Genomic DNA, 18,888 nt, shown 5'->3' on the forward strand with positions numbered 1-18,888 from the left:
CACTGTGGACGTGGACTACAAGCGTCGTCGCGGTGAGCTGCGGATCTACCTCGGTGCCGCGCCGGGTGTCGGCAAGACCTTCGCCATGCTCGGCGAGGCCCGCCGGCGCCTGGAGCGCGGCACCGACGTGGTCATCGGCCTGGTCGAGACGCACGGCCGGGCCAAGACCGCGGAGCTGATGGCCGGGCTGGAGACCCTGCCGCGCAAGCGGATGGACTACCGCGGGCAGCAGCTCGACGAGCTGGACATCGACGCGCTGCTGGCCCGCAAGCCCGAGGTCGCGGTGATCGACGAGCTGGCGCACACCAACGTCCCCGGCTCGCGCAACGAGAAGCGCTGGCAGGACGTGGAGGAGCTGCTCGATGCCGGGATCGACGTGCTGTCCACGGTCAACGTGCAGCACCTGGAGTCGCTCAACGACGTGGTCGAGCGGATCACCGGCGCCCGGCAGCTGGAGACCGTGCCGGACGAGGTGGTCCGCAAGGCCGAGCAGATCGAGCTGATCGACATCACGCCCGAGGCGCTGCGCCGGCGGCTCGCGCACGGCAACGTCTACCCGGCGCACAAGATCGATGCCGCGCTGGGCAACTACTTCCGGCCCGGCAACCTGACCGCACTGCGGGAGCTGGCCTTGCTGTGGGTGGCCGACCAGGTCGACGTGGCGCTGCGGCGCTACAAGGCCGAGAAGGAGATCACCGACACCTGGGAGACGCGGGAACGCGTGGTCGTGGCCGTGACCGGCGGCAAGGAGAGCGAGACGCTCATCCGCCGGGCCAGCCGGATCGCCACCCGTGCCGGTGCCGACCTGATGGTGTTGCACGTGCTGAAGGGCGACGGCCTGCGTGGCGTGAGCCCGGGCGCGTTCGGCAAGCTGCGCAAACTCACCGACGACGTGGGCGCGACCTTCCACACGGTGGTCGGCGACGACGTGCCGACCGCGATGCTGGACTTCGCGCGCGGCGCCAACGCGACCCAGCTCGTGCTGGGCACCTCGCGCCGCTCACGGCTGGCGCGCCTGTTCGACGAGGGCATCGGCGCGACGGTGGTGCAGCGGTCCGGGCCGATCGACGTGCACATGGTCACGCACGGCCAGTCCGGGGGGCGGTTGCGGGCCAAGCTCGCGCGCAGCCCGTTGTCCCGCCGGCGGCGGATCATCGGCTGGACCCTGGCGTTCGTGTTGCCCGCCTTGGCGACCATGCTCGGGACGGTGCTGCGTGACGACCTGATCCTGTCCACCAACGTCATCGACTACTTCCTCGCGGTGATCATCGTCGCCCTGGTCGGCGGGCTGGGGCCGGCGCTGTTCGCGTCGGTGCTCGCGGGTGCGCTGCTGAACTTCTTCTTCACCGAGCCGTTCTTCACGCTGACCGTGGACGCGCAGCAGAACGTCGTCACCCTGATCGGGATGATGGTGGTGGCGATCATGGTCGCGGTCGTGGTGGACCGGGCCGCCCGGCGCGCCGAGCTGGCCGCCCGCGCCCGGACCGAGGCGGCCTTGCTGGCGTCCTACTCGCGGACCGTGCTGACCCACGTCGAGCCGTTGGACCGCCTGCTGGCCAAGGTGAAGGAGAACTTCGGGCTCACCTCGGTGGCTCTGCTGGAGAAGGAGGACGGGGAGTGGCACCGGGTCGCGTGCATCGGCGACTCGCCGTGTGACGAGCCGGATGAGGCCGACGTCGACGTGCCGGTGACCGCCGACGTGCATTTGGCGTTGCGCGGTAAGGCTTTGCCAGCCGCCGACCGGCGTGTGCTGGAGGCCGCGGCGGGTCAGGCGCTGCTCGCGTTGCGGCAACAGCGAATGGCCGCGCAGGCAGCGAAGGCGCAGCGCCGGGCGGAGACCACCGAGCTGCGGACGGCGTTGTTGTCGGCCGTCGGGCACGACCTGCGGACGCCGTTGACCTCGATCAAGGCCGCGGTCGGCAGCCTCCGCGCGCCCGACCTGAAGCTGTCCGAAGAGGACACTTCGGAGCTGCTGGCGACCGTGGAGGAGTCCGCGGACCGGCTGGCGGGTCTCATCGACAACCTGCTGGACTCGTCCCGGCTGGCCACCGGCGCGGTCGAGCCGAACCTGAAACCGGTCGGCTACTACGAGGTCGTGGCGCGGGCTCTGTCCGGTTTGGACGGCCGTCAGCAGGTCGCCGTGGACGTGGACGAACGGTTGCCGCTGGTGCGCGCCGATGTCGGGCTGCTGGAGCGGGTTGTGGCCAATGTGGTGGACAACGCGGTGCGGCACGGAACTCTCGTGCCGCGACGGCATGTGGACGTGGACGGGGATGGTCGGGTGAGGCCCGAAGATCTGCTTGCAGGGTCGAGCATCAGTTCCGAAGATCTGCTTGCAGGATCGAGCATAAGCACAGTCGAGCCGGCGGTGGCCGTTCGGGCGAGCGCTTACGCCGACCAGGTGGAACTGTGGGTCGTCGACCACGGGCGCGGGTTGCCCAAGGGTGCTTCGGCGGCTGTTTTCGCGCCGTTCCAACGGCTTGGCGACCGGGACGCCACTCCCGGGGTCGGGTTGGGGCTGTCGGTCGCGAAGGGGTTCACCGAGGCGATGGGCGGCACGATCCGGGCCGAGGACACCCCCGGCGGCGGCCTGACCATCGTGATCTCACTCCCGGAGGCCAAGCTATGACAAAAGTTCTGGTGGTGGATGACGAGCCGCAGATCGTCCGCGCGTTGCGCATCAACCTCTCCGCCCGCGGCTACCAGGTGGTCACCGCGCACGACGGCGCCGCCGCGTTGCGGGCCGCCGCGGAGAGCAAGCCGGACGTGGTCGTGCTGGACCTGGGCTTGCCGGACATGGACGGCACGGACGTCATCGCCGGCCTGCGCGGCTGGACCACCGTGCCGATCATCGTGCTGTCCGCGCGCACCGACTCGGGGGACAAGGTCGAGGCTCTCGACGCGGGCGCCGACGACTACGTCACCAAGCCGTTCGGGATGGACGAGCTGCTGGCCCGGCTGCGGGCCGCTGTCCGGCGTTCGACGTCGGCCGGTCCCGGCGAGGAGGAGGCCGTGATCGAGACGGGGTCCTTCACGGTCGATCTCGCGGCGAAGAAGGTGCTGAAAGAAGGCGCCGAAGTGCACCTGACGCCGACCGAGTGGGGTGTGCTCGAGGTTCTGGTCCGCAACAAAGGGCGGTTGGTGGCGCAGAAACAGTTGCTGCAGGAGGTGTGGGGTCCCGCCTACGCCGCCGAAACGCACTATTTGCGCGTGTACCTGGCTCAGCTGCGGCGGAAACTCGAACCGCAGCCGTCCCACCCGCGGCACCTACTGACCGAACCCGGAATGGGCTACCGCTTCGAAACCGCTTAGCAGGAACCGTTTCGCTTCGGTGAGCTGTTCGCGTTCGGCCAGGGTGAGGTTCGGGTCGTCGCGGCGCAGTTCGGTGGCCAGGGTCAATTGTTCGCGCGGGTTTCCGGTGACGTGCCGCAGGAATGTGCGCAGATCCGGGACCAGGCGGTAGTCGGGGTGCACCGCGAGCTGGGCGAGCAGCAACGCGGACATCGCCGTGTCGAGGTCCGCGTCGCCGTCCCGCGCGTTGCGCCAGTCGATCACCACCGGGCCGTCCGGCCCCAGCAGCACGTTGCCCGGGTGCAGGTCCATGTGCAGGACGTACCCGGGCAATCCGTGCAGCCAGTTCACCAGGTCGGCGAGCAGCCGCATACCCGCGCCGAGCTCGACGTCGCCACGGATCAGGGCGTCCAGCAGGCTCGGCCCGTCGACCCGGGCCAGCACCAGGTCCGGGCCGTCCGCCTCGAACACCTCCGGCACCGGGTAGCCCTGGTCGGCGAGGTAGGTCATCACCCCGGCCTCCCGGGTCGCATCCCCGCCGTCCCGGTACCGCCGTAAAACCCGCCCCGGCGCCCACGCGAACACATCCGCGTCGCGCCCCGCCGCCACGAGCTCCAGCACCCCATGAATCTAGCTCTTGAAGAACTCCACCAGAACCGGTTTGAGATCTTCGTCGGGCACGCCGTGCCAGTTGCCGGCCAGCTCGCGGTGGGTGCCGTTGGGCAGGTTGTCCGCGATGGTCTTGGCCCAGTGGGTGAGGTTCTCGCCGGTGACGTCGCTGCTGAGGACGAGGGTCTCGGTCGGCACGCCGCGGGCGAAGGCGTAGTCGGTCTGTTCGACGATCGTGCAGTCGTACACGATCGTGTGAGCCATCGCCTCGAACGCCGGCATGACCGGTTCCATCTGGGCCAGGACGTCTTCGGGGATGCCGATGGAGGTCTGGAAGTCGACGACCGCCTCCCGGCGTTTGCCGCTCTCGACCAGGCCCCGCAGTTTCGCCGTGTAGTCGGATTCGATGGACCGGCACTCGTCGTCGCCCACCGGCGGCTCGAACAGCACGAGCTTGGGCACGTTCAGCTCGGCCGCGTGCAACGCCAGCAGCGCACCCGAGGAGTGCCCGGACACGAACGCCTCCCCACCCGCGGCCTCGATCACCGCAGCCAGGTCCTCGACCTCGCGCTCGACCGCGTACGGCAAGGTGTCCGTGCTCTCGCCCCGGCCCCGGCGGTCGTAGGTGAACACGGTGAAGTCACTGGCCATGACCTGCGCCAATGTTGGATGCGGGCCGAAGGTGCGGGAGCACAGCGCGCCGTCGACGAAGATCAGCGCGGGCCCCTGGCCCTGGCGGGTGTAGGCGATCGTGGTGCCGTCGGCGGAAACAGTCGTTGATGTCATGCCGGGTTAGACGGCTTGGCCGCCCGGAACTCATCGCGCCGGGCGAAACACCCCCCTAACACCGGCAGGATCACCAGCGCCCCCGCGGCGGCCGCCACGAGCGAGTAGCCGCCCCACCCGAACAGCTGACCGCCCCCGATGCTGCCCAGCACCGAACTGCCCCAGACGACCGCGTCGATCGACCCCTGCGACCCGGCCGGCAGCACCCGGCTGAGCAGGCTGCTGCCGCCGACGAACATCAGGTTCCAGCCGTAGCCGAGCAGGAATAACGAGATCGGCAGGCCGATGGTGTGCGATTCGGGCAGGGCGACGGACAAGGCGGTGGAGATCGCGAGCACGGCGATGCCGCAAGCGATGGTCACCCGGCCGCCGAACCGGTCCGCGAACCGCCCGGACAGCGGGGCCAGCGCGAACATGCCGATGATGTGCGCGCTGAGGATCCAGCCGACCACGTCGAGGCCATGCCCGAGGTGATGCAGTTGCGGCGGGGTCATGGTCATCACCGCGACCATCGTGACCTGCGCGGCGACCATCGCCGTCACCGGCAGCCGGATCGCCCGCCACGGCAACGCTTTTCGTTCGGCTGTGGACACGTTGAGGTCGTCGGCGGGGAGCAGGAACGACGCCAGCGCCGCGCAGCCGGCGGCGAGGGTGGCGAACAGGATGGGGCCGCTCAACTCGGGTAACCCGAGCACCGCGGCGACGTGCGCGGTCGGGGCGATCAGCAACGGGCCGGTCAGCGCGCCGATCGTGCCCGCCCAGATCACCGACGAGAGCGCGAAACCCTTGCGGCTGTCCGGGTAGAGGTCGGCGGCGAGGTAGCGGGACAGCTGCGCGGCGCCGTTGCCGAGGCCGAGCATGGCCTGGCCGATCAGCAGGACCACGAGCTGGCCGAAGATCCCGCCGAGCGCCGCGATGATCGCGCCCACGGTGGCGGCCGAGTATCCGGTGAGCAGAGCGAACCGGCGGCCCTTGCGAGCGGTGAGGCGACCGGCGAGCAGGGCGCCGCACGCGGTGCCGAACACGCCGGCCGCGCTCGGTAAACCGCTCCACGCGGCCGTTCCGGTCTCGACGGCGATCAACGTGCCCGCCGTGGTGGTCAGCACCGTGGCGGTGTTGGTGAGCGCGACAGTGGTGAACAGCGCACCCATGGCGCGCCGGCGAGCGGTCCCCAGTTCCATGGTCACTGATGCTAGGCAGTAGCAGGCTGAGGGGTAGCCCGCCAGTGTCATCACCCGATCGAGGTTTTTGTCCTGTCGCCGGACAAGCAGGCCGAATGGGTGTTTCGTGATCGCGATTACGCAGAGAGGCGCGAAAATGCGGGTTTTGCTGGTGAACTGCGCACATTCCGGGGATGTGGTCATCGGATCACGACGGACGGTAGCCGCAGTGTAGATAACGACGCGATGACGGACGTTCACTCTATCGGGCGGTTTTTGTTGCGATGGACCAGACCATTCCGAGATTCTTTCATGTGTCGGAGGAGTCGTTCGCCAGCGGCGACGAAGAGGGTGTGCCCAGTGAATGAGTGTCCAGTGTGCCTCGGGTCGGGAATGGCACCCAATCGGAAGGACTATTGTCGAGCCTGTGGCGGTGTCGGCCAGGTCCCTAAGTGAGTGCCCGATGTGCGGGGGCGAGGGCGTGCTGCGGTGGCGGCAGCCCTGCCCGGACGGGGTGCTCCGCGAGATGGAGCACCCCTGTCCCAACGGCTGCGGCACCAGCTGGAAGCTGCCCGCGGCCCAGCAGGACAAGGTCATCGCCGCGGCCGACCAGGACGAGCTGCCGGAGCGGCGGCGCGGGCGCGCGGACGAGGCGAACACCTTGGGTGGTGAATTCGTCGGCCGCGCGCTGCGGGCCTGGGGATTTCAGGACGACTGAGGCGGTCAGAAACCGAAGTCCTGCACCCAGTACATCCCTCTCATGTCGACCGCTACGCCGATCGTGTTCAAATCGCAGTTCATGATGTTGGCGCGGTGTCCCTCGGACGCCATCCACGACTGCATGACCAGTTCCGGGGTGCTCTGTCCCTGTGCGATGTTCTCGGCGCCAGGGCTGGCATAGCCGGCTTCCTTGATTCGCTTGTCGAAAGTTCGCCCGTCTTTGCCGGTGTGCGAAAAGTAGTCGAGGTTCGACATGTCCGACGCGTGATCCTGCGCGGCTTTGGTGAGCTGGGCATTCGCCTTCAACGGCCCGCACCGCGACGCTCGGAACTGGTTGGTCAGCTCGATGACCTTGGCGGCGAACGCGGGGTTCGGGCTGCTGGGGGCGTCCTGCTTGGTCTGCGGGGGCGGCGGCTGCTCGGACTTCGCCGGTGACGGCGGCGGCGCCTGCGTGGAGGTGCTGGTGGACGTCGAGGTGGTCGACGTCGTCGTGCTGGTGGTGCTCGTGGTGGTGCTGGTCTTGCCGTTCGCCGCCGGGCCGGACAACGCGGTGGCGGTGGCAGTGGTCTCTGGCGCCTGTCTCGCTTGGTTGTTGGCGCCGTTGTAACCGGTCACCAGGGGCACTTCGAGGGCCTTCGCCTCGTCGCGGTCGTTGAAAAACGTTGCGGCACCGGCGATGGCGGCACCGGCTGCCACCGCGGTCAGGCTTGCCATGATCGTGGCGCGTCGGGGTCGCGTTTCACTCACGGTCGGGCAACGTACCACCAACGGGTGATCTTCGTACCCCTACAGACGGATCTTCTTTGGTAATCCCAGCTCATCCCGCGTACCACCCTTCGGCCGCAGGCTCCCACCCATCGGGACATCCGATGATGTGCGGAAGGCGCTTACTTGCCGCCGCCGGGAGGCGATGTCGGCGTGGTCGGCGACGTCGGGGTCGTGGGCGATGTCGGCGTGGAAGTCGGCGTCGAGGTCGCCTCGGTCGTCGTCGAGCTGGTGGTGGTCTGGCTCGAGGACGTGCCGCCGGGCGGGGGTGGCGGGTTTCCGCCGTTTCCGCCGGGAGGGGGCGCCGGCGGCTGCTGGGGCTGGTTGTTGCCCGACTGCGGCGGCCGCGGCTTGTCCGTCGGGGCGACGGGGCTGCCCGAGGTGGTCGTCGGCGCGGACGGCTGCTGCGACGGGTCGGTGCCGCTGAGCACGGACGCGTCCACGGTCTGGGTGGAGGTCGTCGTCCGGCCGTCGCTGCCGACCTCGGTGACGATCCGGGGGCGCGGCTCGGCGCCCGTGTTGGTGGTCACGGCGAAACTGGCCAGGGCCGCGCACGCGGTCGCGACGCCGACACCAGCCGCCGCGAGTAATGCGTAGGGGGCTCGCCGGGGTCCGGCCGCGGGCTCGTCCGCCGGCTCGCCGCCGAGCTCGGACAAGTCGATGCGGTCGTGATCTTCGGCCATGCGCGGGGCTCCTCCTCGCCGGCGTCCGCCCGGCTCGAACCGGCCGGGCAGGCAGTCACGGACTGGCAACCTACCATTGGTACTTTTTGCCGACGGAATCGGCGCTGGAGTGATCGTCCTATGCGAGCGATAAGGCTGACCGCCTGGGTGCACGGGCAGGTTCAGGGAGTGGGTTTTCGCTGGTGGACACGGTCGCAAGCGCTTGCGCTCAAGCTCGTGGGCAGCGCCAGGAACATGCCGGACGGCCGGGTGGAGATCATCGCCGAGGGACCCGAGGACGCTCTGCGATCGCTTTTGACCGCGCTCCGTCATGGCGAGTCCCCTGGAAGAGTGGACAAAGTCATCGAAAGATGGTCGGACGCACGCGGTGGGTTGACCGGGTTCTTCGAGCGCTAGCGAAATTCACCTGAAGGTGTTGAACCGCCCCTAACGGAGAGGCGTAATAGACCGCGTGGGGAGCACCCCCGAGCAGCGCGAAGCCCTGGTTCGCGAGCTCTACGACAAATACCGTCGGCCGTTGCTGGCATTCGCCCTTCGGTCAGTCGGTGGTGACCACCAGCGGGCGGAAGACGTGGTGCAGGAGACGTTGTTGCGGGCATGGCGCAACGCCCACACGTTGAGTGTGGAACAGGCCGGGCCGTGGCTCTACACGGTGACCCGGAACCTGATCGTCTCCGGTTACCGCCGGCAGGGTGCACGGGTCACGGAGGTGCCCATGCCCAGCCAGGACATGCCCCGCGCGGACGACGACTTCGACCGCGTCCTGCAGAGCTGGCAGATCGCCGAGGCGATGCGCGCGCTGAGCAAGGAACACCGTGCTGTCATCGGCGAGCTGTTCTTCCGCAGGCGGACCGTGGCCGAGGCCGCGTCGGTGCTCGGCATCCCGCCGGGCACGGTCAAATCGCGTTCGTTCTACGCACTGCGTGCGTTGCGCGACGCTTTGGAGGAACGGGGGGTGACCGAGCCATGACCTGCCGCCGCACCGTCTCGCTCGGCGCCTACTTGCTTGGCGCTCTCGACCCGGGCGAACGGGCCGGGTTCGAAGATCACCTGACCACCTGCGCGACTTGCAAGGCCGAGCTGCTCCGGCTCGCCCCCTTGCCGGGCCTGCTGCAACGGCTCACACCGGCCGACTACGAGGCCATCGAGGCGGGCGACGAGGTGCCGGACTGGCCGGCCGACTTCCCCGTCGAGCTCGAACTGGTCGACCTGGATCTGCCGGAGGACCTCGTCCCGCCGCAACCCCGTCGGCCCGGCTGGCTGAGCCGCAACGGCCGGGCGCTGGCCGCCGCGGCCGCCATCGTGCTGCTCGCGCTGGGCGGGTTCGTCATGTTCGCGCCACCCTCGCCGGACTCGAACGTCCAAGCTGTGGCCCCGGTCACATGGACCGCCACCGATCCGGCCACCGGCGTCACCGGCAAGATCGACCTGATCCGCCGTGGCTGGGGCACTGAGCTGCACCTTTCCATGGAGAGCGTGCCCGAGGGCCGCAAGCTGTGCGACATGCGCGTGTACCGCCGGGACGGCACGAGCGAGATCGCCGGGCAGTGGACCGCGGGCACGTACAAGAACCTGCGGTCCGCGCCCGGGAGCACGTCGATCCCGATATCCGACATCGACCGCATAGAGATCACAGCGGGCGGAGGAGTGCTGGTCGGGATACGCGCGTCCTGACGTCCCCCGACTCGGGGAGGCCTGCCTCCGATAGATCCGCGCCGTGCCCGGGTACCCTCGGCGGGATACTACCCGTGCCTGTACCGGAGAGGCCTCCCGTTTCGTGCACCTGAAAAGCCTGACGCTGAAGGGCTTCAAGTCCTTCGCCTCGGCGACCACGCTGCGCTTCGAACCAGGGATCACCTGTGTCGTCGGCCCGAACGGGTCCGGCAAGTCGAACGTGCTGGACGCGCTGAGCTGGGTCATGGGCGAGCAGGGCGCGAAGTCGCTGCGCGGCGGCAAGATGGAGGACGTCATCTTCGCGGGCGCGGGCGGCCGCCAGCCGCTGGGCCGGGCCGAGGTCACGCTGACCATCGACAACTCCGACGGCGCGCTGAACATCGACTACACCGAGGTCTCGATCACCCGGCGGATCTTCCGGGACGGGGCCAGCGAGTACGAGATCAACGGGTCCTCCTGCCGCCTGATGGACGTGCAGGAACTGTTGTCGGACTCCGGTATCGGCCGCGAGATGCACGTCATCGTCGGGCAGGGCCAGCTGGGCGCGATCCTGGAGTCCAAGCCGGAGGGCCGCCGCGCGTTCATCGAGGAGGCCGCCGGCGTCCTGAAGCACCGCAAGCGCAAGGAAAAGGCGCTGCGCAAGCTGGACGCGATGCAGGCCAACCTGACCCGGCTGACCGACCTGACCGCCGAGCTGCGGCGCCAGCTCAAGCCGCTGGGCAAGCAGGCCGAGATCGCCCGGCGCGCCCAGGTCGTGCAGATGGAGCTGCGCGACGCGCGGCTGCGGCTGATCGCGGACGAGCTGGTCACGCAACGATATGAGCTGGCCAAGGACGAGCAGGACGAGGCCGCCGCGCGGAACAAGCGCGGCGAGACCGAGCGGGCGCTGCAGTTCGCTCAGGCCGAGCAGAACGAGCTCGAGGCGTCGCTGGCCGAGGACGCGCCGGCGCTGACCGCCGCGCAGGACGCCTGGTACCGGCTGTCCGCGCTGGCCGAGCGGTTGCGCGGCACGGTCCGGCTGGCCGCCGAACGTGCCCGGCACCTGTCCGACCAGGGCGAACGCCAGAGCCAGGGCAAGGACCCGGAGCAGCTGGACGCGGAGGCCGAGGAGGCCGCCGAGCTGGAGATCGAGCTGGCCGAGGGCGTCGAGGTGGCGCGCGAGGCGCTGAGCGAGGCGCTGGGCCGCCGGACCGAGCTGGAGAACGCGGTCGCGGCCGCGGAGAAGGCGCATCTGGCCGCGGTGCGGGCGATCGCCGACCGCCGCGAGGGCCTGGCCCGGCTCGCCGGCCAGGTGGAGGCGTTGCGCAGCAAGAACGGTGCGACCGCCGAGGAGATCGAGCGGCTGTCCACCACGCTGGCCGAGGCCGAGGAGCGCGCCGAGGCCGCGGCGATGGAGCTGGCCGAGACCGAGGAAGAGACCGGCGTCGAGGACTCCGACGACGAGGGCCTGAACGAGCGGCACCACCAAGCCGTCGCCGCCGAGGAGCAGGCCAAGGCCCGCGTGAACGAACTCGTTGCCGCGGAACGCAAAGCGGAGCGGGAGATCGCTTCGTGGCGGGCCCGTGTCGACGCGCTTTCGCTGGGGCTCAGCCGGAAGGACGGCGCGGGCGCGCTGCTTGCCGCCGGGCACAGGCTTCCTGGGTTGCTGGGTTCGGTCGCGGCTCTGCTGACCGTCTCGCCGGGTGCCGAGGTCGCTTTGGCGGCGGCGTTGGGCCCGATCGCCGACGCTGTCGCGGTGGCCGGTGGCGAGGACGCCGTGACCGCGCTGAACCTGTTGCGGGACAACGACGCCGGCCGGGCCGGGATCGTCATCGGCGGCGGGGCATCCAGTGCAGACCGCTCCACTGTGGACCGTTCGTCCTGGCCGATGCTGCCGCCTGGTGCGTCGTGGGCGGTGGACCAGGTTCGCTGCCCGGAAGCCTTGCGGCCCGCGTTGGAACGTGCGCTGGATCGTGTTGTCGTTGTTGATGGTCTGCCTGCCGCACGGCAGATTGTTGGTGCGTATCCGTCTTTGCGCGCGGTCACCACCGAGGGCGACCTGCTCGGGGCCGACTGGGCCGTTGGCGGGTCGGGCCGCAGCGAGAGCGTGATCGAGGTTCAGGCCGCGGTCGATGAGGCCAACGAGCAGCTCGCGACCGTTGAGCGTGCGCTGGCGGAGTCCTCCGGTGCCTTGGCGGGTGCCCGGGCCGAGCAGGAGGCCCGGCGCGACGAGGTGAACGCGGCCAAGGAGGCGTTGAGCGAGGCCAAGGTTCGCAAGGCGCGGTCGGGTGAGCGGATCGCGCGGATGAAGCAGGCCGCGCGCACTGCCCAGGCCGAGGTGGAGCGGATCCGGTCGCAGCGGTCCAAAGTGGAGCAGACCCGCGAGGACCAGCTGGCCAAGCTCGCCGATCTGGAGGAGCGTCTGCTCGGCGCGCAGGAGCAGCCGCTGCAGGACGAGCCCGACTCCCGGGTGCGCGACGAGGCCGTCGCGCAGCTGAACACCGCGCGGCAGCAGGAAATGGACTCGCGGCTGGCGTTGCGGACCGCCGAGGAGCGCGCTCGGGCCGTTGCCGGTAAGGCGGAAGGGCTCCGGCGCGCGGCCCGGCAGGAACGTGAGGCGCGCGAACGGTTCGAGCGCGCGCGGGAGGCTCGTCAGCGCGGCAAGCTCGTCGCCGACGCGGTCGTGCGCGGCGGTGAGTACGCGATCGAGCGGATCGAGGTCTCGCTGCATCGCGCCGCGGCGCAACGGGATGAGGTCGCCTCGCGGCGCACGCAGCGGGAGTCGGCGCTGCAGGAGGTGCGCGGGCGGGTCCGGGAGCTGTCCACCGAGCTGGAGAAGCTGACCGACGCCGTGCACCGCGACGAAGTGCTGCGGGCCGAGCAGCGGCTGCGGATCGAGCAGCTGGAAACGAAGATCGCCGAGGACTTCGGCATGGGGCTGGACGACCTCGTCGCCGAGTACGGCCCGGACCGGCCGATCCCCGCGCCGCCGAACGAGATCGCCGAGTACGAGGCGGCCAAGGAGCGCGGCGAGGACGTCACCCGGCCGCCGTCGTCACCGTTCGACCGGGACACCCAGCTGCGCCGCGCCAAGAAGGCGGAGAAGGACCTAGCCCTGCTGGGCAAGGTGAACCCGTTGGCGCTGGAGGAGTTCGCCGCGCTGGAGGAGCGCTACAAGTTCCTGTCCACCCAGCTCGAGGACCTCAAGGACACCCGCCGCGACCTGCTCACGGTCGTCAAGGAGGTGGACGACAAGATCCTGGAGGTCTTCACGTCCGCCTACGAGGACGTCGCGCGCGAGTTCGAGATCGTGTTCAACACCCTGTTCCCGGGCGGCGAGGGCCGGATGATCCTGACCGAGCCGGACGACATGCTGACCACCGGCGTCGACGTCGAGGCCAGACCGCCGGGCAAGAAGATCAAGCGCCTCTCGCTGCTGTCCGGTGGCGAGAAGTCCCTGGTCGCGGTGGCCATGCTGGTCGCCATCTTCCGCGCGCGCCCTTCGCCCTTCTACGTGATGGACGAGGTCGAGGCCGCGCTGGACGACACCAACATGCGCCGCCTCATCGGCCTGCTCGAAGAGCTGCGAGCCACCTCCCAGCTCATCATCATCACGCACCAGAAGCCGACCATGGAGATCGCCGACGCCCTGTACGGCGTCAGCATGCGCGGCGACGGCATCACCCAAGTCATCTCGCAACGCCTCCGCACCCAAGACTGACACCCACCCCAGCGAGCCGCGTTCGACACGTGCGCCAGCTGCGGCCGGGTGGTGTGGCTGGAGCCGAGCTGCGGCAGCGCCTCAACCGCGTTACACCAACAGACTCTCGACCTCAGCCAGCTGCGCCCCGGTCAACGGTCCTTTGTGGAGCGTCGCAGCGCTCTCCTCCGCCGAGAAAAGTCATGCGAATACCGTACCTTGCGCGTACTGCCTGGTATGCGGCATCATTTGGGGCGTGATCAACCTGAAGGGCGGCTTCCGCCCCAGCCTATGACCGCGCAGGCGCTGCGGGAAGCAGCCCACGCGACCACGTATGTCACTCTCGCGCAGGCCCGAAGAGCCGCGCATGGCCCCGGCACCCGAAGTCACGAGATCGGTATGTGCCTGGCGCGCAACAGAACCCGTCGCACCACCGGAGTCCTCAATGGACTGTCCAGCGCCGGGGACGACCGTGACTGGATGATCTTCGAGCAGACCCGGCGTGTGCGGACGAGGGGCCGCATCCACTCCGTGGAACGACTCGACATCACCCGGCTCGCCGCACCGGGGAAAGAACAGTCCTAAGTAAACAGTCGATGTCCCCCATCGGCGATAACCGCCACCGGGGGTAAGTGAAACCGCCTGCTCGGTGATCGAAGGTCACCGATCAGGTTTCCGAACTGGTGTTCATTAACATGAACGTGAACCAGCGCACACCTGTTCGACCTACCCCCGGTAAACCAGTCGCTTTCGGCCGGGCGGGAGTTCAGGATTCGGACATGACAGAGATCCGTCCGGCTACGCAGGCCGACTTGCCGGCCATCGCTGAGCTGGTCGCGCGTTTGCAGGCTGACCCAGCGCACCACATCGGCTTTCTCGGCGTCACGGTCGAGGAGGTCACCGAAGAGATAACCGGGCTGCCCGGGTGGCCCGAAGGCGCCGCGGTCGCCATCGGGTCCTCCGGGGCGCTGCGCGGCGTGCTCATCACGGACATCAACCGTGAGCTGCGCCGCGGCTGGCTCTACGGGCCGTTCGTGGACGTGCCCAGTGGGCATCCCGCGGCGCCACAGTCCTGGGACACCAACGCGGACGCCCTCTACCGGGAGGTGCGTGCCCGGCCCGCCCTCCAAGGCATCGACGATCTCGACCTGTACGGCCACATCGCGCACCGCCAGCTCGCCGAGTTCGCCGTCCGCCACGGGTTCTCCACCAAACGGGAGACCAGGATCCTCACCCTGGCGGGCGCGGACCTGCGATCGCTGATAGCGCAGGACATCGACTGCGTGGAACCGTTGCCCGCCGACGACCCCCGCATCCGCGAGGAGGTCGCGGTCCTGCTCGAGAGAGCGTTCCCCAACCGCACCAGGTCGACCGAGCAGCTGCTCAGCGGCGAGGAGCACACGGTGGTGATCCTCAAACAGGCCAACGGTTCCCTGGCCGGGTTCGCGGCGGGCTACACCCAGCTCGACGAGTATCTGGTCGACTACGTGGCGGTGGAACCGGAGATGCGATGTGTGGGCGTGGGCGGCAAGGTCGTCCGGGGCCTGCTCAGGGAACTGGACGCCCGCAACGGCGCGCGAAGGCAGGCGGCCGCGGTGGTCGCGCATGAGAACGACGCGTCCGCGCGGATGTTCACCAAGCTCGGCTTCGGTGTCGAGCTAGAGCTCGTGAGTTACCGGCGTCAGCCATGACTGCAGGGCCCACCACCAGCGCATCGCGTGCGCCAACGAGTTCCTTCCCGTGGGCACCGGGTTGAACGACGTCAGCTCGGCCATCCTGCGGAGGCGGTGTTTGACCGTGTTCGGGTGAACGTGCAGGGCACTGGCGACGAGGTCGGTCCGGCCGCCATGTTCCAGGTACGCCAACGCGGTCTGCGCAAGCAGCTGGTGGAACTCGTCGGCCGGGTCCAGCCCGGCCAGGTTCTCCGCGGCCAGCATCCGGCCGAGAGCCGGGTGGGTGTCCACACTGAGCGCCAGCGCCAGCCCGGTCAGGTGCTTCAGGCCGGTCAGCCCGCGCCGCCGCGCGGACACCAAAGCCGTCTGGCACAACCGGTACGACCCGGCCAGCTCACCCACCGGCACCGCGGGCGCGGCGACCAGCAGCACCTCGAACGGGCCCTCCGGGATGCGGGTGGTGACCGCGCAGAGGTAGCCGTCCACCATGCCGCACAGGCCGTCCGTGGTCGTCAGCGCCGACTCGAACCGCCGGGCGTCCTTCGGCGCGCTGACGTCCACCAGCGTGCAGTGGTACTTCTTGCGCAGGTCCAGGCCGACCTCGCCGGACACCGGGCCGCCCTGCAGCAGCGCCCGCAGCGCCTGCAGCCGTACGGCATGGGTGGTCCGGGCCAGGCTCAGCTGGGTCTCCTGGTAGACGTGGATCAGCCGGTTCTGGATCTCGTTGGCCAGTGCGTCCAGCTCCATCAGCCCCTCGAACACCTCCTTGGGCTCAAGCCCGTCGGTGCGCTCGAAGATCTGCGTCATCACGAACTGGCGGCCGGCCTGGAACCCCTCCAGCAACGCGGCCAGCGGGATCCCTTGCACGGCACGGTCCTCGGCCAGCCGGTCGGCCGCGGTCGCGCTCTCACCGAGGTCGACCCGGTCGATGTACGCCGACGACACCGCCAGGAGCAGGCCGCCGACGTGCTGCTGGACGTCCTGCAGGGGCAACGCGGCGACCAAGGCCGAACTCGCCCTGGCCGCCGCGGTCACACCGATGAGCGTGTCCGGATCGGCCCGCATCTGCTCCAGCACCTTGCGCAGACCAGGCATCCTTGCCTCCTCGCAATCCCGTCCGAGCCTGACGGTATTGCGGGCGGGCGATCTATCCAAGACCCGCGATCGCCGAGGAGGCCAGCTTGCCGAGCCGTTCGCGTTGCGGGAAGTTGCCCACCGGGATGCTGGCGACCTCCTTGCCGGCCGCGTAGTCGATCACCGAGATGGTGTTGCGCTTGCTCAGCGACACGAAGCAGTACTTGTCGTCCACGCTCGTGGTCGCCCAGTACGGCAGGCTGTCGGCCGGGTAGTTGACGTAGGACTTGACGTCCAGGCCCGGGCGGCCGAGCAGCACGGTGTAGTCGTCGATCGTGCCTGCCGCGCAGATCCGGTCCCCGGCGTACGCCATGCCGTGGTGCGCGGAGTTCTGCGGGTAGTCGTCCGGGCTCATCGCCGCGGCCTTGGCGCTGTAGGGCAGGTTCACCGTGCGCACGATCCGGCCCGCGTTCAGGTCGTACTCCGCGATGCCGTTGAGGTACGACAACTGCACGTACATGGTCTTGTTGTCCGGCATGAACAACGCCGGGCGGATGCCGTACTCGAACTGGTAGGTCCGGGTGACCTGCCAGTTCTGCGGGTTGACCACGGTCAGCTGGCGCTTGCCCTTCAGGCCGTTGAAGATCTTGGCCAGGCCGACGTTGCCGATGCTGGAGTTGTAGAACCGCGTGTTGTCCGGCGAGTAGTCGTTGGCGTGCGGATACGTGCCGGTCGGGAAGCTGGTCACCAGCGTCCCGTTCGCGGTGTTGATCACCTGTGCCTTGTCCACGGTCAGCGCGGAGACGATGAACTTGCTGCCGTCGGGCGAGATCGCCGCGTGGTCGGCCTTGAAACCGTCCACTTTGAACCGCCACAGCTGGCGGCCGCTGGCCACGTCGTACGCGACCGCGTCGGCCAGGTTGCCGCGGGAGACGTACAGCGTCCTGCCATCCGGCGACAGGGCGATGTCGTCGACGAACTTCTTGTAGCCCTGCTGCTGGTTGACGATGTCGTACCCGATCCGCTCGATCGGGTTCATCGCGGCCAGCCGCTGTTCCAGGTCCGGGATGGCGTCCAGGGTGCCGAGCACCTGGAAGGTGTGGCCGTCGATGAAGCTGACCGTGCCGGCCTGCGCGTTGCCGACCAGGAGGACGTCTCTGAGTGGGTCGGCCGCGGCGCTCGCCGGGACGACCAGGTTGACGGCGGCGAGGGCGCCAGCGAGGGCGCACAACAGCCGTTTACCCCGCATGTCCGAACTCCCCTACTTGTGGGTAACCAGGGCCTCCAAGTCTGTTTTTCCCGTTGTCGGCTAGCCAAGGTTCCTGTCGACAACGTGTCGGTGCGGCGCTGTGGCCGGTGGACAATGAACCGAATCACCGTCAGCGGCGTAGAAGCGTCGTGGGCAGATTCAAAAGGCACTGGAAGGCCTGGCTGATCGGCGGGATCGCGTTCCTCGTGGCGGCGTTCGCCGGCGGTCCCTGGCTCTACATCCACGTCTTCAGCGACCCGCCCGCCCAGGAGCTCGCGCTGAACAACACGGCGCAGCAGCAGGGAGACGCGGTCCCGGTGGACGGGCGCTGGACGGTCTCCGACGGGTCCCAGGCCGGCTACCGGGTCAAGGAGATCCTGTTCGGCCAGGACACCACCGCGGTCGGCCGCACCGAGAAGGTCACCGGCATGGTCGAGATCGCGGGCACGAAGCTCACCAGCGGCACGGTCACGGTGGACATGGGGTCCGTGGCGACCGACAAGAGCGGCCGGGACGCCACGTTCCGCGACGACCTCATGTCGGTGTCCCAGTTCCCGAACGCGGCCTTCGCCCTGACCGGGCCGGCCGACCTGGGGGCCGTGCCGCCGGTGGGGCAGAAGGTGACCGTCAAGGCGACCGGGAACCTGACCCTGCGCGGGCAGACCAAGCAGGTGACCGTCGAGCTGTCCGCGCTGCGCAACGCGGGCACGATCCAGGTGCAGACGTCGATCCCGGTGGCGTTCGCCGACTACGGCATCCCCAAGCCGAGCGTCCCGGGCATCACCACCGACGACCACGGCACGATCGAGGTGCTGCTGACCCTCAAGCCGGCGCGGTGATCGCGGCGATCGCCAGCCGGGTCAGCTCGGCGCACAGGTCGTCCAGCGGCGTCTCGCGGTTGTGCACCGACCAGTAGTAGACGAGCTCGTTCACCGCGCCGATGAACGCGACCGCGGTGAGGTGGAAGTCCCTGGGCTCGGCCTCGCCGCGGCGCACCGCCCGGTCGCCCTCGGCGACGAGGAACTCGATGATCCGCTCCCGCCACATCAGCCGGTGCTGCTCGACCGCCGTCGAGACCCCGACCACCTCCACATAGGCCAGTCGTGTCCACTTTGGATCGCTGGAGGTGGTGGTGATGTAGGCGCGCATCATCCGCTCGATGCGCTCGCGGATCGGCCGGTCCTCGAACCCGGCCAGCGCGTCGGTCGCGTTCTTCAGCGCCTGCTGGGTGATCCGCTCGTGCAACGCGATCAGCAGCGCCTCGCGGCCGGGGAACTCCTCGTAGAAGTTGCGTGTGGACACACTGGCGGTGGCGCAGAGCCGCTCGATCGACGTGGCCGCGTAGCCCTCCGTGCCGAACAGGTCCAGCCCGGCCTCCATCAGCCGCTCGTGCCGCTCCGCCCGGCGCTGCGCGTCCGACCTGCCGCCGTAGTGCCGTCTGGGCGCCCGCGTGCCAGTCATCGCTCCACAATAGGCGCAAGCCCTTTCACGCACGTGGAATCCTCACCCGGCATTCAGGTGAACT

18 protein-coding genes are annotated in these 18,888 nt (G+C 69.2%); 10 read left to right on the forward strand and 8 right to left on the reverse strand.

All coding sequences use genetic code 11. From position 1 onward, the window contains the following. Positions 1 to 4 precede the first annotated feature (4 nt). Together AB0J95_RS39740 and AB0J95_RS39745 are read left to right on the forward strand one after the other, a co-directional pair. A complete protein-coding gene (locus AB0J95_RS39740) occupies positions 5 to 2,629 on the forward strand; it encodes a DUF4118 domain-containing protein (RefSeq protein ID WP_364770208.1) in 2,625 nt (874 codons plus the stop codon). Further along, positions 2,626 to 3,312 (forward strand): response regulator, encoded by a 687-nt coding sequence (locus AB0J95_RS39745; protein WP_364770026.1) that lies wholly within the window; start codon positions 2,626 to 2,628, stop codon positions 3,310 to 3,312. Before AB0J95_RS39740 ends, AB0J95_RS39745 begins: the two co-directional genes overlap by 4 nt. Here AB0J95_RS39745 and AB0J95_RS39750 read toward each other — a convergent pair. The 3 genes from AB0J95_RS39750 to AB0J95_RS39760 are packed head-to-tail and all read right to left on the reverse strand — an operon-like array spanning position 3,268 to position 5,867. Continuing rightward, positions 3,268 to 3,912 (reverse strand): phosphotransferase, encoded by a 645-nt coding sequence (locus AB0J95_RS39750; protein ID WP_364770028.1) that lies wholly within the window; start codon positions 3,910 to 3,912, stop codon positions 3,268 to 3,270. The two genes, AB0J95_RS39745 and AB0J95_RS39750, sit on opposite strands and share 45 nt — an antisense overlap. Before the next feature lie 9 nt (positions 3,913 to 3,921). After that, a complete protein-coding gene (locus tag AB0J95_RS39755) occupies positions 3,922 to 4,686 on the reverse strand; it encodes an alpha/beta hydrolase (RefSeq protein ID WP_364770030.1) in 765 nt (254 codons plus the stop codon). Continuing rightward, the gene (locus AB0J95_RS39760; RefSeq protein ID WP_364770032.1) at positions 4,683 to 5,867 is read right to left on the reverse strand and encodes an MFS transporter; all 1,185 of its coding nucleotides are present in this window, start codon (positions 5,865 to 5,867) and stop codon (positions 4,683 to 4,685) included. The genes AB0J95_RS39755 and AB0J95_RS39760 overlap by 4 nt, the downstream gene beginning before the upstream one ends. Positions 5,868 to 6,309: 442 nt before the next feature. Here AB0J95_RS39760 and AB0J95_RS39765 point away from each other — a divergent pair, with 442 nt between their 5' ends. Next, complete coding sequence (locus tag AB0J95_RS39765; protein ID WP_364770034.1) at positions 6,310 to 6,564, forward strand: hypothetical protein; 255 nt, start codon at positions 6,310 to 6,312, stop codon at positions 6,562 to 6,564. A gap of 5 nt (positions 6,565 to 6,569) precedes the next feature. On the opposite strand, the gene AB0J95_RS39770 is transcribed toward AB0J95_RS39765, so the two are convergent. Both AB0J95_RS39770 and AB0J95_RS39775 read right to left on the reverse strand, forming a co-directional pair. Beyond that, entirely contained in the window at positions 6,570 to 7,313 is a 744-nt protein-coding gene (locus tag AB0J95_RS39770; RefSeq protein ID WP_364770036.1) for a CAP domain-containing protein, read from the reverse strand. A 140-nt stretch (positions 7,314 to 7,453) separates the two neighbouring features. Then, positions 7,454 to 8,014 carry a hypothetical protein gene (locus AB0J95_RS39775; RefSeq protein ID WP_364770038.1) on the reverse strand — a complete coding sequence of 187 codons (561 nt, stop codon included), beginning with the start codon at positions 8,012 to 8,014 and terminating at the stop codon, positions 7,454 to 7,456. Positions 8,015 to 8,134: 120 nt separating this feature from the next. Between AB0J95_RS39775 and AB0J95_RS39780 the strand changes: the two genes are divergently transcribed. From AB0J95_RS39780 to AB0J95_RS39805, 6 genes are all read left to right on the forward strand, one after another. Beyond that, positions 8,135 to 8,410 carry an acylphosphatase gene (locus tag AB0J95_RS39780; protein WP_364770040.1) on the forward strand — a complete coding sequence of 92 codons (276 nt, stop codon included), beginning with the start codon at positions 8,135 to 8,137 and terminating at the stop codon, positions 8,408 to 8,410. Positions 8,411 to 8,465: 55 nt separating this feature from the next. Next, positions 8,466 to 8,984 (forward strand): sigma-70 family RNA polymerase sigma factor, encoded by a 519-nt coding sequence (locus AB0J95_RS39785; RefSeq protein ID WP_364770042.1) that lies wholly within the window; start codon positions 8,466 to 8,468, stop codon positions 8,982 to 8,984. Further along, positions 8,981 to 9,688 (forward strand): zf-HC2 domain-containing protein, encoded by a 708-nt coding sequence (locus AB0J95_RS39790; protein ID WP_364770044.1) that lies wholly within the window; start codon positions 8,981 to 8,983, stop codon positions 9,686 to 9,688. Before AB0J95_RS39785 ends, AB0J95_RS39790 begins: the two co-directional genes overlap by 4 nt. A gap of 103 nt (positions 9,689 to 9,791) precedes the next feature. After that, positions 9,792 to 13,388 carry a chromosome segregation protein SMC gene (gene smc / locus AB0J95_RS39795; RefSeq protein ID WP_364770046.1) on the forward strand — a complete coding sequence of 1,199 codons (3,597 nt, stop codon included), beginning with the start codon at positions 9,792 to 9,794 and terminating at the stop codon, positions 13,386 to 13,388. A gap of 270 nt (positions 13,389 to 13,658) precedes the next feature. Continuing rightward, positions 13,659 to 13,952: a hypothetical protein gene (locus AB0J95_RS39800; protein WP_364770048.1), complete on the forward strand. Its 294-nt coding sequence runs from the start codon at positions 13,659 to 13,661 to the stop codon at positions 13,950 to 13,952. A gap of 194 nt (positions 13,953 to 14,146) precedes the next feature. After that, on the forward strand, positions 14,147 to 15,058 hold the full coding sequence (locus AB0J95_RS39805) for a GNAT family N-acetyltransferase (RefSeq protein WP_364770050.1): 912 nt from the start codon (positions 14,147 to 14,149) through the stop codon (positions 15,056 to 15,058). On the opposite strand, the gene AB0J95_RS39810 is transcribed toward AB0J95_RS39805, so the two are convergent. Together AB0J95_RS39810 and AB0J95_RS39815 are read right to left on the reverse strand one after the other, a co-directional pair. Further along, positions 15,026 to 16,135 carry a helix-turn-helix domain-containing protein gene (locus AB0J95_RS39810; protein WP_364770052.1) on the reverse strand — a complete coding sequence of 370 codons (1,110 nt, stop codon included), beginning with the start codon at positions 16,133 to 16,135 and terminating at the stop codon, positions 15,026 to 15,028. The genes AB0J95_RS39805 and AB0J95_RS39810 overlap by 33 nt on opposite strands. A gap of 52 nt (positions 16,136 to 16,187) precedes the next feature. Further along, positions 16,188 to 17,363, reverse strand: coding sequence for a serine/threonine protein kinase (locus AB0J95_RS39815; RefSeq protein ID WP_364770054.1), 1,176 nt, complete (start codon positions 17,361 to 17,363; stop codon positions 16,188 to 16,190). 149 nt (positions 17,364 to 17,512) lie between these two features. Here AB0J95_RS39815 and AB0J95_RS39820 point away from each other — a divergent pair, with 149 nt between their 5' ends. After that, positions 17,513 to 18,202 carry a YceI family protein gene (locus AB0J95_RS39820; protein WP_364770056.1) on the forward strand — a complete coding sequence of 230 codons (690 nt, stop codon included), beginning with the start codon at positions 17,513 to 17,515 and terminating at the stop codon, positions 18,200 to 18,202. Here AB0J95_RS39820 and AB0J95_RS39825 read toward each other — a convergent pair. Continuing rightward, positions 18,186 to 18,824 carry a TetR/AcrR family transcriptional regulator gene (locus tag AB0J95_RS39825; protein ID WP_364770058.1) on the reverse strand — a complete coding sequence of 213 codons (639 nt, stop codon included), beginning with the start codon at positions 18,822 to 18,824 and terminating at the stop codon, positions 18,186 to 18,188. The two genes, AB0J95_RS39820 and AB0J95_RS39825, sit on opposite strands and share 17 nt — an antisense overlap. Positions 18,825 to 18,888 lie beyond the last annotated feature (64 nt).

The sequence above is a fragment of the Actinocrispum sp. NPDC049592 genome (genome assembly GCF_040675465.1).
Classification (GTDB): domain Bacteria; phylum Actinomycetota; class Actinomycetes; order Mycobacteriales; family Pseudonocardiaceae; genus Kibdelosporangium.

What these genes read in the sequence shown, in the direction of transcription:
- AB0J95_RS39755 (WP_364770030.1), bottom strand. Translation starts at nt 4,686, where the DNA reads ATGACATCAACGACTGTTTCCGCCGACGGCACCACGATCGCCTACACC.
- AB0J95_RS39805 (WP_364770050.1), top strand. Translation starts at nt 14,147, where the DNA reads ATGACAGAGATCCGTCCGGCTACGCAGGCCGACTTGCCGGCCATCGCT.
- AB0J95_RS39780 (WP_364770040.1), top strand. Translation starts at nt 8,135, where the DNA reads ATGCGAGCGATAAGGCTGACCGCCTGGGTGCACGGGCAGGTTCAGGGA.
- AB0J95_RS39810 (WP_364770052.1), bottom strand. Translation starts at nt 16,135, where the DNA reads ATGCCTGGTCTGCGCAAGGTGCTGGAGCAGATGCGGGCCGATCCGGAC.
- AB0J95_RS39800 (WP_364770048.1), top strand. Translation starts at nt 13,659, where the DNA reads ATGACCGCGCAGGCGCTGCGGGAAGCAGCCCACGCGACCACGTATGTC.
- AB0J95_RS39815 (WP_364770054.1), bottom strand. Translation starts at nt 17,363, where the DNA reads ATGCGGGGTAAACGGCTGTTGTGCGCCCTCGCTGGCGCCCTCGCCGCC.
- AB0J95_RS39775 (WP_364770038.1), bottom strand. Translation starts at nt 8,014, where the DNA reads ATGGCCGAAGATCACGACCGCATCGACTTGTCCGAGCTCGGCGGCGAG.
- AB0J95_RS39825 (WP_364770058.1), bottom strand. Translation starts at nt 18,824, where the DNA reads ATGACTGGCACGCGGGCGCCCAGACGGCACTACGGCGGCAGGTCGGAC.
- AB0J95_RS39760 (WP_364770032.1), bottom strand. Translation starts at nt 5,867, where the DNA reads ATGGAACTGGGGACCGCTCGCCGGCGCGCCATGGGTGCGCTGTTCACC.
- AB0J95_RS39745 (WP_364770026.1), top strand. Translation starts at nt 2,626, where the DNA reads ATGACAAAAGTTCTGGTGGTGGATGACGAGCCGCAGATCGTCCGCGCG.
- AB0J95_RS39765 (WP_364770034.1), top strand. Translation starts at nt 6,310, where the DNA reads ATGTGCGGGGGCGAGGGCGTGCTGCGGTGGCGGCAGCCCTGCCCGGAC.
- AB0J95_RS39790 (WP_364770044.1), top strand. Translation starts at nt 8,981, where the DNA reads ATGACCTGCCGCCGCACCGTCTCGCTCGGCGCCTACTTGCTTGGCGCT.